Below are 251 nucleotides of genomic sequence, written 5' to 3'. Positions count from 1 at the left end.
GGCAGCAACGAGAACACGAACGGCCTGCTCCGGCAGTACTTACCCAAGGGCACCGATTTGTCGCTGGTTAGCCAGGAGCGGCTGGACGAGATTGCCGACTTGCTCAACACCCGACCTCGTCAGACATGGCGGCCTCAGGTTCCAAGTGCAACAGTCAGTTGATAATGTTGAGCCGATTGGTTGCCAGCAGTTGCAGATGATCCGTCAACACTTCAACAGGGAATTTCCAGCCCAATGTCTGACGAGGTCGG

The 251-nt window shown here is 56.2% G+C and carries 1 pseudogene; it reads left to right on the top strand.

Annotation, left to right across the window (positions count from 1 at the left end):
- A pseudogene (locus G7007_RS21960) lies at window positions 1-162 on the top strand (IS30 family transposase); the annotation flags it as partial.
- Between the last annotated feature and the right edge of the window lie 89 nt (window positions 163-251).

The organism is Pseudomonas entomophila (assembly GCF_013523125.1).
Taxonomy (GTDB): Bacteria; Pseudomonadota; Gammaproteobacteria; order Pseudomonadales; family Pseudomonadaceae; genus Aquipseudomonas; species Aquipseudomonas entomophila_B.
Note: the sequence above shows the minus strand (reverse complement) of the source record. Positions and strands in the feature narration are given on the sequence as shown.